The following is a 13417-nucleotide window of genomic DNA, read 5'->3' as shown; positions in this document are numbered from 1 at the left end:
GGCGCGATCAGCGCGGCTCCACATTCATTTCCAGGCGCAGGTCCACGGCAGCGCTGGTCGGCGCCACGCTCTTGACAGTCTGCTGGCCCAGGCCGAGCACGCTCATCTGCTTCCAGGATTCGCCGTCGCCCACCTGGTTGCCCACGTTGTCCAGCCACTTGAAGCGGTAGAACACGGTACGGTCGGTGCGGCCCATGTTGGCCATGTCAGCCTGCACCACCAGGATGTCGTTCTTGCGCACGATGCGCATCTCGCGCACGGCGATGCTGTTGGCTTCGCCACGCAGGGCGACCTTGGACGCCACGGCCAGCGGGGTGGCCGGGTCGTGCAGCTGGGCACGGGCAGCGGTGGCCAAGGTCATCGCGAGGACCGCGCACGCAACGGCGGGTGCGGCGGCAGCAAGGGCAAAACGGGTTCTCATGCCAGAGGCTCCTTGAAAATGGGACATGTTCGGTTTCAGTTCTTGGCGGCAGGCGTGGCCGAGGTGGACTTGACCGCCGACTTGGGCACCGAGCGCGTGCGGGTGGTGGTGGTCGTCGTCGTGCGCACGGTGGTGGCAGGCTCTGCGGCGGGCTGCGGTGCCGCCGCCACGGTGGGCAGCTGCCCCAGCATGGCCACGTCGCCGGTCAGCACGCTGTTTTCATACATGCGCAGGGGCACCAGGGCGTACTGGCCGTCGATCTTGATGGGCTGGGGCAGCTGGCGGCCATTCACGCTCACCACATGCTCGCCGGGCGGCAGGTAGCCACGGGCCACATACACGCGGCCGGGCAGCATGCGCCACATGCGGTCGTCGGCCTGCTCGGTGGCCACCGAGGCGGCCGCGCCGATGATGCCGCCGATGAGGCCGCCGCGCTTTTGCAGTTCGTTCTGCAGCACGCCCTTGGCCACGGCGCGGGTGAAGCCACGCAGCACCATGCCGGGCATTTCGTCCTTGAGCGCGCGGCGCGCCATCACGTTCACGTCCACCACTTTTTCCAGCTTGAGGTCGGTGCCAGCAGCGGAGATGGTGGTCAGTAGTGGATCGGAAGACGGCTCGATCACGGGGTAGGAGATGCTGGCCGTGACCAAACCACGGCCCGTGGGCACGGGAATGGTGAAGGCCTTGGGCTTGCGCGCGGGGGCGTCACCGGCTTCGACGATGAAGAGCACGTCGGTCATGCGCTGGCGGCGCTTCCAGGTGAAGCCCGTGCGCGTGTCCAGGCCGCGCAGGCCTTCTTCGAGCACGCCGGTTTCGGGCTTGAGCTCGATGGCCTTGCGGTAGCCGGGCGCGGCCAGGCCAGGCTCGTTGAGCATTTCGTACAGAAAACCGGCCAGGTAGTGCGAAAGCGCGTTCTGGTAGCCGTTCTTGAGCGCCAGCACTTCGGGATCGTTCAGCGTCTCGACGGGGTAGCCGTTGAGTTCCTTGCCGCCAGAGGTGGCGCCCTTGGACTTTGCCTCTTCTTCAGCGGCCAGGGTTTCCTTGGCGCGGAACTCGGCAATGATGGCTTCGCGCTCGTGGGTGCGCTTGATGTCCACCCGGGCGTTTTCAAAGTCGCCCACGGCCATGCGGTTGAGCGCCAGGCGCGTGGTCACCCACACCTTTTCATAGTCCTGGCCCTCGTAGACCTTCAGGCGTTCGCTGATCAGCGCAGCGCCCACGGTGCCCATGAGTTTGCTCGGGTTGGTCTTGGCGGTTTCTTCCCATTCCTTGACCTTGTTGTCGGCCAGCAGGAAGGCGTTGGTGCTGTCGGGGTAGCGGCGGTCCATGCGCAGCAGCTCGCCGCGTTCCATGTTGTAGAGCAGCGCGGTTTTTTCTTCTTCGGTCTTGGCCGTGCTTTCGAGCTGGGCGATGGCGGCGGGAATGCCGCCGCTGCGGCCGGCGTTCTGCATGTCGGTCGCCAGCTTGTCGTGGCTCTGCATGGTGGCGCAGCCCGTGAGGGCGGCACTCAGGGCCAGCACCCACAGAAGGCGCGGGCGGAAACGGGATGGATGGGCGGTCATGAATGCTCCTTGCAGATCGGTCGGTGGTGCACCAGAAAACCCCGGCCATGTCCACGCGCAAGACGGCACCGCACTGCAGGCACACCCGTCAGAGTGGTGCGCCGCAGAGGCTGGTGGGGCCTGCAGGATGGGAGGTCCGGACAAGGAAGGTGCTGGCGGCCGGTGCGCCCCCTCCCGGCGCGTTCACGTGCTGCTGGCAGCCCCCTCTGGCTGTGAGTTTCTTGGTAGTTTTGTATGGGGTTGTAGCCAGGGACGCAATGTAGCAAAAGCTTGTATCTTTTCTGTAACCGTGGCGAACGGCTCAAATCGCAATCCAACAGTGCCATTTCATGCCTCGACGCGGTTCAGGGGCATGCGGTACAGCCACACCACGCGGCCACCGGGCGCACGCAGCTGTGCACAGGGCAGAACGCCGGGCACGGCAAATTCCAGGCTCACCAGCCATGCCCCGGTTGCCAGCTCGGCCTGGGCCTTGGCGGCGGCGCGGGCCATGCTTTCGGGCCGTTGGAACAGATAGACCATGCGGTAGGGGCTCCAGTCCTCGGCCCACATGTCGGCGCGCCGCACCTGGGCCCAGGGGCACCGCAGGGCGCACAGCAGGCGCAGGGGCCAGCTCCATTCGATGCCCTCCAGCTGTGCGGCCGGGTAGGCGTGGCGCAGCGCCTTGAGGCCATCGCCCACGCCGCTGCCCGCATCCAGCACGCGGGCACCCAGCGGCAGCGGAGCCTGCGAGGCCAGCGACTGCAGCGCATGGTGGGGCGTGGGAAACAGCGGTGCATCGCGCCAGGCGTTCAGGGGGTAGACCAGCAGCAGCAGCGCCAGCGGCACCAGCCACGCCCAGGTCGGCAGGCTGGCCGCACCCAGCAGCGCCAGCGACAGCGGAAAGCCCGCCGCAATCAGCCCGCGTCGCCACCAGCTGTCGCCCAGGACACTGGCCGCCGTCCCCAGCAGGCAGGCGACCAGCAAGGCAGCCACGGGGGGAACCGCGCGCTGGAGCGCCACAAAAATCAGCCACGCGCACGCCCACGCGACCAGCGCGGGCAGGGGCCAGGGCATGCGCAGGGCCAACATGGGTTCTTAACGGCCCAAAATGCCGCGCAGCAGGTTGACGGGGTTCACCACGTTGCCCGCGTTGCCGGATTCCGCACCGCCGTCGCCAGCGGGCTGCTGGCCGGTCGGCGCACCGCCCATGCCGCTCGAATAGGCACCGCCCGAAGCGGCCGGCGGAGCAGCCCCCATGCCCCCGCGCCGCCCCTGCATCTCCTCGCCCAGCATGGCCATGGTGTGTGATTTCACACGCACGCGCACGGCCCATTCGGGCTCCCACGCGGCCTTGGGGTCCGCCGGGCGCGGGGGGTGCACGATGTGGCTTTCGCCGCCATAGGCCATCATGCGCAGCATGGGCGTGGCGTCACGCCCGCCGCCCGCAAAGATGCCCTGCGGAATGGCGCACTGCGTGGTTTCGGGCTGCAGCAGCACACGCTCCTTGAGCCAGCGGTCGATGGTGGCGGGCGACAGGTAGTCGAACAGGCCCATGCCCGTGTCGGGCGTCTCGGCGCTGGACCACATGATGAGGTCGTCCCCGCTCTGCGACATGGCGTGCAGGTAGTAGGCACGCGCATTGCGCACAGGCTGCCAGCTGGTGCCCATGCTGTCCTGCGGCTTGCCGGTGGTGCGCAGGTCGATGGCGGGCATGAGGTCTTGTGCCGCACCCAGCGTGAACTTCATGGACGCAGGCACACCGTCGCCGCGCACCTGGTGTTCGCCCACCAGCGAGCTGTCCCGCGACAGGCTCACCTGGTTGCGTTCGTTGGGGTACAGCGCATAGGCCGGGCCCACGCGCGGCCCCCGGTCGGGCACGGCGCGGCCGGCAAAGGCCTGTGCGTAGTCGGTCGGCTTGGCGCGCGCCAGATCGATGACGCGCGGCTGGCCCGCACGCACCGAGGCGCCGCAGCCCCAGTACAGCAGGATGCGGCCCTTGGGCTGGTGCTGCTGGTATTCCTGCGGCACCTCGCCCGGCTCGGTCTGGGTGGGCTGGGCACGGGGCGGGATCAGCGGAAGGGATTCGCCCATGCGCATGCCAGGCGGTATGGCCTGGCTGGCTTCGACGCCGGGGCGCAGGGTGTTGTGCAAGGCGATGTCGATGACACGCGGCGGCATGATGGACATTGCGCGGGCGTGGCCATAGGACGTGTTACCACCACCCGCCCTGCCCTGCGCGCCACCGCCCATCCCCCCCATCAGGCCGCCGAGCATGCCGCCGCCACCGGGCAGGCTGTCCATCTCGGGCATGCCCGCCATGGTGCCGGTGGAGACATCCATCCACAGCTGGACTTTGGGGGCTTTGGTGGTTTGGGCCTGGGCGCCCAAGCTGGCGATGCACAGGCCAATGGCTAGGCAGGCGGGGGTCAGGACGAAGCGCAAAGAGGTCATGGGGGTCTGCTCCAGGAGATACATGGATCACCCGGCAAACCATCGTGGGCCACAGGGCGGCACCTTCGCCGCCCTGTGAAGAGGCCTTGCGGTCAACCCGGGTGTGTTGAACGCAGCGCAGTGTAGGCCCCGCACAGACGCATTTTGCCTGCGCAAGTTACCTGTGGAAACCGTTTGTGTGCGCTATTTCACGCATGTTTGCGCGGCGACAGCGCCGCGCCCCGGACCAACGGTCGATCAGCCGCGCAGGCGGTCGATCAAGCCATTCAAAGCTTCGAGCGAGCCGAACTGAATCGCCAACTCGCCCATGTCCTCCACCCGGCCATGGCGTTTCACACGCTTTTTCACGCGCACCTCGACCTCGGCCATGAGCAGGTCTGAGAGCTCTTCTTCCACGCGCTTCATGTCGCGCGACTTTTCCTTCTGGGGCTTTTGCGGCACCAAGCTGAACTCGGCACCGATCTTCTTGACCAGCGCTTCGGCCTCGCGCACCGACAGCTTCTTGGCCGCAATCTGGTTGCCCGCCGTGATCTGCGCAGCGCGGTCCAGCGACAGCAGCGCGCGCGCATGGCCCATGTCGATGTCGCCGGCCATCAGCATGGTCTGCACGGGCTCGGCCAGGTTCAACAGGCGCAGCAGGTTGCTGGCCGCGCTGCGCGAGCGGCCCACGGCCTGCGCGGCCAGTTCGTGCGTGAGGCCAAACTCCTTGACCAGTCGCTGCAGGCCATGGGCTTCTTCCAGCGGGTTGAGGTCTTCGCGCTGGATGTTCTCGATGAGCGCCATGGCCGCCGCCGACTCGTCGGGCACGTCGCGCACCAGCACCGGCACCTCGGCCAGGCCCGCCAGGCGCGAGGCGCGGAACCGCCGCTCGCCCGCGATGATTTCGTACTTGCCAGCGTTGTCGCCACCCGTGAGGCGCCGCACCAGGATGGGCTGCATGATGCCCTGGGCCTTGATGCTTTCGGCCAGCTCGTACAACGCACCCTCGTCCATGCGCGTGCGGGGCTGGTACACGCCGGGCACCAGTTCGGAGAGCTGCAGGCTGCTGGGCAGCCCGGCTTCGGCCGCCTGGGCCTGCTCCACTTTTTCTTCGACCTTGGGGCCCAGCAGGGCTTCCAGGCCACGGCCGAGGCCCTTGGGTTTTTTGGTGACCATGAAATGCGTCTCGCGAAAGGGAAAAAGGAATGGGAAGAATCAGCGGTCGATGATGACCAGCGTGCCATGGCTGCCGGGCGCGACGGCGTGGGGCACACCCGCGGGCACGATGAACACCTCGCCCGCATTCACCTCGGTGACCTGCCCTTGCAGGGCGAGGCGCATGCAGCCGTCGAGCACCAGCAGCGCCTCGTCAAAGTCGTGCGACTCGTCGGGATAGGCGGCGTCGTCCATGCGCAGCACCTTGACGTTGGCGCCTGCCGCCTGGCCCACAACCGTGGAGTTCCAGGCGCGGGGCAGTTGGTCGGCGATGGCGGGCAGGTTGATTTTGGTCATGGGTCGGAAGCACACATATTTCAGAACGTGGGGCGGCCCACCGCACGGCGCTTCTTGCGGCTGCGCCACAAACGAAGCCACACACCGAATGCGATGGCCAGCAACACCAGGGCCAGCATGAACTGCCCCAGCGCGCCCACCACCACGGCGCCGCCCGGTAAAAACCAGGAGAGCATGGTGAGCGGCGCCTCGAGCCACGCGGGATCGAGCTTTTGTGGCGACGGCACTGCGGGCGGTTCAACCGATGCTGGCTTGTGCCAGAAGGTCCGCAGCTTCATGCGACATCACCCGCCAGTTCGTGCAGCCAGGCGTGGCCTTCGTCCCAATCGCCCAGGCCCGACTCGGCATTGATGTGGCCGCGCTCGCCGTAATCGATAAAACGCGCGCCCCAGACATGGCCCAGGGCTTGCACGCGCTCAAAGCTGCAATACGGATCGTTGCGGCTGCCCACCAGCAGGGCCGGGAACGGCAGCGGCTGGCGTGCAATGGGCGCCCAGCCGTGGATCTGCGCGGCCAGATCGGGCCGCTCCACATCGCCCGGTGCCACCAGCAACGCACCCAACACGCGGTGCGCGTTGGCCGAATGCGCAGCCCACCACGCGGTGAGAACGCAGCCCAGGCTGTGCGCCACCAGCACCACGGGGCCGTCGGCATCGACCACGGTTTCTTCCAGCCGCGCCGACCAGTCACCGCGCAGCGGGCGCATCCAGTCGTGCTGCTCCACGCGCTGGTAGCCGTGCACAGCCTCCCAGCGGCTTTGCCAGTGGTCGGGGCCGGAGTTCTGCCAGCCGGGCAGCAACAGGATGTTGGACGCCTTCATTACTATCAATTTAATAGCTGTTAGCGCTTGTCCATCAAGCGCCAGGTGCCATTTTTGCCATGGAAGATGCAGCAGCAGGCATGTTTTTCACGCGGTCCACCATCTCTTGTGCAAACTCGACAAACGCCTGGCTGCCCTTGGCCGCCGGGTCAAACACCACGCCGGGCAAGCCGTAGCTGGGCGCTTCGGCCAGGCGCACGTTGCGCGGGATCACGCTGTTGAACACCTTCTCGCCAAAGTGGCCCTTGAGCTGGTCGCTGACCTGCTGCTGCAAGGTGATGCGCGGGTCGAACATCACGCGCAGCAGGCCGATGATCTGCAGGTCGGCATTGAGGTTGGCGTGCACCTGCTTGATGGTGTTGACCAGGTCGGTCAGCCCTTCGAGCGCGAAGTACTCGCACTGCATGGGCACGATCACGCCATGGGCGCTGCACAGGCCGTTGAGGGTGAGCATGCTCAAGCTGGGCGGACAGTCGATGAGCACGAAATCGAAGTCGGTATCGGCCTCGGCCAGCGCTGCCTTGAGGCGCTTTTCGCGGTGCTCCAGCGCCACCAGCTCCACCTCGGCGCCCGCCAGTTCGCGGTTGGCGCCCAGCACCCAGTAGCCACATTTTTCCGACAGCACGGCAGCCTCTTTGACCGAGGCGGATTCGAGCAGCACGTCATACACCGTGAGATCGAGGCTGCGCTTGTCCACGCCCGAGCCCATGGTGGCGTTGCCCTGCGGGTCCAGGTCCACCATCAACACGCGCTGGCCGATCTTGGCCAGGCCCGCAGCAAGGTTGACGGTGGTGGTGGTCTTGCCAACGCCACCCTTTTGGTTGGCAACGCAGAAAATTTTGGCCATGTGGGTGTTGCAGTCCGTGTTGTTGTTGTCGTTGTTTTATTTGGAGATGGCGAGCTTGATGCCAAAGCCGATCAGAAAGACGCCCGCCACCTTTTCCAGCACGCGGCCGATGCGCGGGTTGGCGCGCATGCGTTCGGCCAGGTGGTGCGTGAGCAGCACGGCGACCAGCCCGTAGATAAACGTCAGCACCGCCACCGTCGCCGCCATCACGCCAAAGGTCAGCAAGCCCTGGTGCCGGGCCGGGTCCACAAACAGAGGGAAGAACGCCATGTAAAACACGATGGCCTTGGGGTTGAGCAAGGTGATCAGGCCGGCCTGTTTGAAGTAGTGGCGCGGCTGGATGTTGAGGATGGGTTGTGCGCCGGGTTTGGCCGTCAGCATCTTGAAGCCCAGCCAGGCCAGGTAGGCCGCGCCCAACCACTGAACTGCATTGAACGCCGTGGGGTACGTGGCCAGCAGCGCCGCCACACCGGCCACCGCGGCCCACATCAACACCTGGTCACCCGCGATCACCCCCATCGTGGCCGCCAGGCCGCCCCGCACGCCGCCCTTGCTGGTGGAGGTGATAAGCGCCAGATTGCCGGGGCCCGGAATGAGCAGGAACAACACAATGGCGGCGACAAAGGCGCCGTAGTCTGCGATGCCGAACATGATCTCTCCCGGTGTGCTGGACGGGTGCGCAGATGGATGCACCCGAAGTGAGGTGCCGAGTTTACGCGACCACCCCGCCCCGGCCGCTGACAAGATAGCGGCCGACGGTCAGACCGGCTTCATCCAGATGATGCAGCGCTCGGCGTCGAGGCCTGGGACGGTGAGCTGTTCCACGTGAAACACCGACACATCGGTGGGCAGGGCCGTAATTTCATCCTCGGGGTGCTTGCCCTTCATGGCCAGCCAGACCCCGTGCGATGCCACCAGCGCGGCGCGCGACCAGGTCACAAAGTCAGGCAAAGAGGCAAAGGCGCGGCAGCTGATGATGTCAAAGGGGGTCGTCAGCGTCTCGACCCGCGCGTGCACGCCATGCAGGTTGCGCAGCTTCAGCGCCACCGCCGCCTGCTGGATGAACGCCGCCTTTTTGCCCACGGTGTCTACGCAGCTCACATCCACTTCCGGGCAGCAGATGGCAAACACAACACCGGGCAAACCTCCGCCCGAGCCAACGTCGAGCAAGCGCACAGCGTGGTGGCCCTGCCCTGCAAGCACAGCAACATGGCGGCGCAACGGCGGTACAGCGGCAAGGCTGTCCAGCAGATGGTGCGTCATCATCTCCTGCGGATCGCGCACCGAGGTCAGGTTGTAGACCTTGTTCCACTTCTGCAGCAGGGCCAGAAAATCCATCAACAGGGTGATCTGGGCGTCGGTCAGACCCAGGGCCAAGGCATCGGCCCCTGCCTGCAGCTGTTGGCGCAAGCTGTCGTTTGTCACTGCCATCGTCATGCCACCACTTCCCCTTCTGCCTTGGCAGCCGCAGCCACCGCAAACTCCTTGAACCCGCCCTTCTTGAGATGCACCATCAGCAGCGAGATCGCCGCCGGCGTGATGCCCGTGATGCGGGAGGCGTGGCCCAGGGTTTCGGGCCGGTGGCGACTGAGCACCTGGCGTGCCTCGATGCTCAGGGCGGTGACCTGCATGTAGTCCAGCTCGGCTGGCAAGCGGAGCTTTTCGAAGTGCGCGGCGCGCCCCACCTCATCCCGTTGCCGGTCGATGTAGCCCGAATACTTGGCGGCAATCTCTACCTGCTCCACCACGGGTTCGCTCAAATCGCCCAGCGTTTCACGTGAAACATCGTTGGTCGCGTATTTGCCACCATCCATGGACATCAGGTTGGTGTAGTTCACGTCCGGGCGGCGCAGCAGTTCGAACAGGTTGTATTCATGCTCGATGCTCTTGCCCAACACCCGCTCGGACTCCGCCGCTGGCAGGCTGCGCGGGTTCACCCAGGTAGCTTTCAGGCGTTCTGTTTCACGTGAAACAGCATCGCGCTTGCGGCTGAACGCATCCCAGCGCGCATCGTCCACCAGGCCCATACGGCGTCCCACTTCGGTCAGACGCATGTCGGCGTTGTCCTCCCGCAGTTGCAGGCGGAACTCGGCCCGGCTGGTGAACATGCGGTAGGGCTCGGTCACGCCCTTGGTGATCAGGTCGTCCACCAGCACGCCCAGGTAGGCCTCGTCGCGGCCAGGCAGCCAAGGCGCGTCGCCCCGGCACTGCAGGGCGGCGTTGATGCCTGCGAACAGGCCCTGGGCCGCCGCCTCTTCATAACCGGTGGTGCCGTTGATCTGCCCGGCAAAGAACAGGCCCTGGATCTGGCGGGTTTCAAAACTGCTCTTGAGCGAGCGCGGGTCAAAGTAGTCGTACTCAATGGCGTAGCCGGGGCGCAGGATGTGCGCGTTCTCCAGCCCCTTCATGCTGCGCACCAGCTCGTACTGGATGTCGAATGGCAAGCTGGTACTGATGCCGTTGGGGTAGAACTCGTGCGTGGTCAGCCCCTCGGGCTCTAGAAAAATCTGGTGGCTGTCCTTGTCAGCAAAGCGGTTGATCTTGTCTTCCACGCTGGGGCAGTAACGCGGGCCCACGCCCTCGATCTTGCCGGTGAACATGGGGCTGCGGTCAAAGCCGCTGCGGATGATCTCGTGCGTGCGCTCGTTGGTTTGCGTCACCCAGCAAGGCATCTGGCGCGGGTGCATTTCTGCGTTGCCCATGAAGCTGAACACGGGCACCGTACCCTCGTTCACACCACCGGGCATGCCGTCGCCGGGCTGCTCGGTACACTTCGAGAAGTCGATGCTGCGCCCATCCAGCCGGGGCGGCGTGCCGGTCTTCAGGCGCCCCTGGGGCAGCTTTAGCTCCTTGAGGCGTGCCGACAGCGACACGGCAGGTGGGTCACCCGCCCTGCCCGCCGCGTAGTTGTTCAGCCCCACGTGGATCTTGCCGTCCAGGAACGTCCCGGCGGTGAGCACCACCGTGCGCGAGCGGAACCGGATACCCACCTGCGTGACGGCGCCCACCACGCGGTCGCCCTCCACCATCAGGTCGTCCACAGCCTGCTGGAACAGCCACAGGTTCGGCTGGTTCTCCAGCATCCGGCGGATGGCCGCCTTGTACAGAATGCGGTCGGCCTGCGCCCGCGTGGCCCGCACGGCGGGGCCTTTGGAGCTGTTGAGGATGCGGAACTGGATGCCACCCTCGTCCGTGGCCAGCGCCATCGCCCCGCCCAGCGCATCCACCTCTTTCACCAGGTGGCCCTTGCCGATGCCGCCAATGCTGGGGTTGCAGCTCATCTGGCCCAGCGTCTCGATGTTGTGGGACAGCAGCAGGGTTTTACTGCCCATGCGCGCAGCGGCCAGCGCGGCCTCGGTGCCTGCATGGCCACCGCCGACAACGATCACATCAAATTCCTGGGGGTACAACATGGGGACACTCCGGGGCCTGGCGGGCCCGACAATCAAAACACCCGGTGCGCTAGGGTGCCCTGTCAAAGGCGCCGCACACCGGCCCTGCTGGTGGTGGGCGCACTTGGCGCCCCAGCAGGCAACCCGCGATTTTCCCACTTTGCGCAGGCCGTGTCTGTTTCCAGCCCCCTCACCCTCTTCCTGACCGAGTTGCTTGGCGTCCCGCCTCCGGCCGTGGAGACCTGGTGGGTACGCGCCGAACGGCGCTTGCTGGAGCGTGGCCAGCCCCTGCTGCGGGCGGGCGAACACTGGCGGCACCTGTGGTGGGTGGAGCGCGGCGCCCTGCGGCTGTACTACCTGGACCGCGACGGCGCAGAGTCCAACAAGAACTTCTTTCTGGACGGCGCCCTGTGCTGGCCCATCACTCCCACGCTGCGCCATCAGCCGGTGATGTTTCACGTGGAACCACTGGAAGACAGCGTGGTGTGGGCGCTGCCCTTGCCCGTCGATCCAGGTGAGCCGCTGCCCAGCGCGGGCTGGGCACCCTGGGCCGCGCTGGAGCACCGGGTGCTCTGCGCCCTGCTCGACGGCAAGATGCAGCGCGAACAGGAGTTCTTGCAGCTCAGCGCCCGCCAGCGCTACGCCCGTTTGCTGGAGCAACACCCGCAGTGGGCCGAGCGCATCGCCCTGAAACACCTGGCCTCGTACCTGGGTGTGACCGATGTTTCACTGTCCCGCCTGCGCAGCGAGATGGGGCTTATCAAAGGATAAGGCGCAGAGCACGGGCCTTCGGCAGAGTGCAGGCATCTCCCCTAAGGCCCGCCCATGACCACTGCCCAACACGCCCACCACACGCCCGTCCCGCTCTCCCTCATCCCCCACGCCCTCGCCGTGTTGTGGCTCGGCCTCATGGCCGGGTTCTTCGGCACCTACAGCGCCAACGTTAACCTGGCCATGTTGCAGATGGACGGCGCCACCTACGCCACCGTGCAGTCCGCCTTCAACCGCAACGTCCGGCACGCCCTGTTCTTTGCGCTGTTCTTTGGCCCACCGCTGTGGTGTGCGCTGGCCCTGGCTACCGCCTGGCGTGAACACCGCACACTGTGGTGGCGCCTGCTGGCCGTGGTCGGCGTGGCCTACCTGCTGGGCATTGTGTTCTTCACCCAGCAGGTCAACCTGCCCCTGAACTACACAACAGAAGCCTGGAACCCCAAGGCCCTGCCCGCCGACTGGGCCAAAGTGCGTGACCAGTGGAATGCCGCCAACCTGTGGCGTGCGCTGCTCAGCCTGGGTTGCTTTGCCACAGCGCTGGGGACGCTGGTGGGGCGGCTTGCCGGTCGCGGCACGTAGATCGCTACATCCGCCCCGAACACCGTGCAGCCACACCGCGGAATAACCCTGCCCGGCCTGCCTCGCTTGCAGGATTCCTGCCGCACGCCTGTGATTCAATCGCAGGCACCATGCCACACACCACTCCCTCCCTCCTCATCTTTGCCGGCAGCACGCGCCAGCAATCCTTCAACCGCAAACTGGCCCACGCCACCGCCGCCATCGCACGCGACGCGGGCGCCACCGTCACGCTGCTGGAGCTGTCCGAGTTCGACATCCCGCTGTACAACGCCGACCTCGAAGCCCAGGGCACGCCGACCGACGTGATCCGACTCAAAGAAATTTTGTGGCAGCACCCCGCCTGGGTCATCTGCTCGCCCGAGTACAACGGCAGCTACACCGCCCTGCTCAAGAACACCATCGACTGGGCCTCCAGCCCCGTCAAAGGCAACCCTGACTGGCAGGACGGCGGCAAGAGCTTTCGCGGCAAGGTGGTGGGCATGCTCAGCGCGTCGCCGGGGGCACTGGGCGGCCTGCGCTCGCAAAGCCATCTGGCCCCCTTGCTCATCAACGCCGAATGCTGGCTGGCGCCCAAGGCGTTTGCACTGGGCTCGGCCGGCAGCGCGTTTGACGACAGCGGCGCCCTCATCCAGCAAGCCCACCGCGACCGCGTGCGCGCCGTGGTCGACCAGGTGCTGTGGGCATCCAGCCGCCTGCACGGCGACGCTGCCGCTGGCCAGTGAACACCAAAATTTGAGTCAAATTGGCCTCTAGCGCTTGCCCGACAAGCACCAGAAGCTACAAAAACAATAGCAATCACCCATGAACTGCCGCCCCGGCTGCGGCGCCTGCTGCACCGCCCCCTCCATCAGCTCGCCCATCCCGGGCATGCCGCAGGGCAAACCTGCGGGGGTGCGGTGCGTTCAACTGGGGGACGATGCGCGCTGCCGCATTTTTGGGCAGCCTGAGCGACCGGCGGTGTGCGGCGGGTTGATGCCACAGGTGGAAATGTGCGGAACCAGCAATGGGCAGGCCCTGGCGTATCTGACGCAGCTGGAGCGGCTGACGCAGCCCGGAAGTATTGACCAACCGGTGGCGTAGCCGGTCCTCCTTCCATCGGGC

Annotated in this window: 16 protein-coding genes; 4 read left to right on the top strand and 12 right to left on the bottom strand. The window is 66.2% G+C overall.

Going from position 1 to position 13417, the window contains the following annotated elements:
- Nucleotides 1-7: 7 nt before the first annotated feature.
- The 12 genes from ACT89O_RS00535 to mnmG all read right to left on the bottom strand — a co-directional run bounded on the left by ACT89O_RS00535 (nt 8) and on the right by mnmG (nt 10987).
- On the bottom strand, nt 8-421 hold the full coding sequence (locus tag ACT89O_RS00535) for a YcfL family putative periplasmic lipoprotein (RefSeq protein ID WP_055395763.1): 414 nt from the start codon (nt 419-421) through the stop codon (nt 8-10).
- A 35-nt stretch (nt 422-456) separates the two neighbouring features.
- A complete protein-coding gene (locus ACT89O_RS00530; RefSeq protein WP_055395761.1) occupies nt 457-1983 on the bottom strand; it encodes a COG3014 family protein in 1527 nt (508 codons plus the stop codon).
- Between the two features lie 327 nt (nt 1984-2310).
- The gene (locus tag ACT89O_RS00525; RefSeq protein ID WP_055395759.1) at nt 2311-3054 is read right to left on the bottom strand and encodes a class I SAM-dependent methyltransferase; all 744 of its coding nucleotides are present in this window, start codon (nt 3052-3054) and stop codon (nt 2311-2313) included.
- A gap of 6 nt (nt 3055-3060) precedes the next feature.
- Entirely contained in the window at nt 3061-4416 is a 1356-nt protein-coding gene (locus ACT89O_RS00520; RefSeq protein WP_487261528.1) for a hypothetical protein, read from the bottom strand.
- 237 nt (nt 4417-4653) lie between these two features.
- On the bottom strand, nt 4654-5571 hold the full coding sequence (locus ACT89O_RS00515; RefSeq protein WP_487261527.1) for a ParB/RepB/Spo0J family partition protein: 918 nt from the start codon (nt 5569-5571) through the stop codon (nt 4654-4656).
- 39 nt (nt 5572-5610) lie between these two features.
- Nucleotides 5611-5907, bottom strand: a complete 297-nt coding sequence (locus ACT89O_RS00510) for a cupin domain-containing protein (protein WP_487261526.1) — start codon at nt 5905-5907, stop codon at nt 5611-5613.
- Nucleotides 5908-5927: 20 nt separating this feature from the next.
- Nucleotides 5928-6185 (bottom strand): hypothetical protein, encoded by a 258-nt coding sequence (locus ACT89O_RS00505; RefSeq protein WP_487261525.1) that lies wholly within the window; start codon nt 6183-6185, stop codon nt 5928-5930.
- Nucleotides 6182-6727 carry an RBBP9/YdeN family alpha/beta hydrolase gene (locus ACT89O_RS00500; RefSeq protein ID WP_487261524.1) on the bottom strand — a complete coding sequence of 182 codons (546 nt, stop codon included), beginning with the start codon at nt 6725-6727 and terminating at the stop codon, nt 6182-6184. The genes ACT89O_RS00505 and ACT89O_RS00500 overlap by 4 nt, the downstream gene beginning before the upstream one ends.
- 34 nt (nt 6728-6761) lie before the next feature.
- On the bottom strand, nt 6762-7574 hold the full coding sequence (locus ACT89O_RS00495; protein ID WP_121421778.1) for a ParA family protein: 813 nt from the start codon (nt 7572-7574) through the stop codon (nt 6762-6764).
- Between the two features lie 36 nt (nt 7575-7610).
- A complete protein-coding gene (locus tag ACT89O_RS00490; protein ID WP_055402191.1) occupies nt 7611-8225 on the bottom strand; it encodes a LysE family transporter in 615 nt (204 codons plus the stop codon).
- A 108-nt stretch (nt 8226-8333) separates the two neighbouring features.
- Nucleotides 8334-9005 (bottom strand): 16S rRNA (guanine(527)-N(7))-methyltransferase RsmG, encoded by a 672-nt coding sequence (gene rsmG, locus ACT89O_RS00485; RefSeq protein ID WP_487261523.1) that lies wholly within the window; start codon nt 9003-9005, stop codon nt 8334-8336.
- A gap of 2 nt (nt 9006-9007) precedes the next feature.
- Nucleotides 9008-10987 carry a tRNA uridine-5-carboxymethylaminomethyl(34) synthesis enzyme MnmG gene (mnmG, locus tag ACT89O_RS00480; protein ID WP_487261522.1) on the bottom strand — a complete coding sequence of 660 codons (1980 nt, stop codon included), beginning with the start codon at nt 10985-10987 and terminating at the stop codon, nt 9008-9010.
- Between the two features lie 150 nt (nt 10988-11137).
- Here mnmG and ACT89O_RS00475 point away from each other — a divergent pair, with 150 nt between their 5' ends.
- The 4 genes from ACT89O_RS00475 to ACT89O_RS00460 all read left to right on the top strand — a co-directional run bounded on the left by ACT89O_RS00475 (nt 11138) and on the right by ACT89O_RS00460 (nt 13396).
- Nucleotides 11138-11737, top strand: a complete 600-nt coding sequence (locus ACT89O_RS00475; protein ID WP_487261521.1) for a Crp/Fnr family transcriptional regulator — start codon at nt 11138-11140, stop codon at nt 11735-11737.
- A 54-nt stretch (nt 11738-11791) separates the two neighbouring features.
- The gene (locus ACT89O_RS00470) at nt 11792-12316 is read left to right on the top strand and encodes an anthrone oxygenase family protein (protein WP_487261520.1); all 525 of its coding nucleotides are present in this window, start codon (nt 11792-11794) and stop codon (nt 12314-12316) included.
- A 110-nt stretch (nt 12317-12426) separates the two neighbouring features.
- Entirely contained in the window at nt 12427-13038 is a 612-nt protein-coding gene (locus ACT89O_RS00465) for an NADPH-dependent FMN reductase (protein WP_487261519.1), read from the top strand.
- 79 nt (nt 13039-13117) lie between these two features.
- Nucleotides 13118-13396: a YkgJ family cysteine cluster protein gene (locus tag ACT89O_RS00460; protein WP_487261518.1), complete on the top strand. Its 279-nt coding sequence runs from the start codon at nt 13118-13120 to the stop codon at nt 13394-13396.
- Nucleotides 13397-13417: the final 21 nt, after the last annotated feature.

The organism is Acidovorax sp. NN32, assembly GCF_057597245.1.
This window is presented reverse-complemented; position numbering and strand designations above follow the sequence as displayed.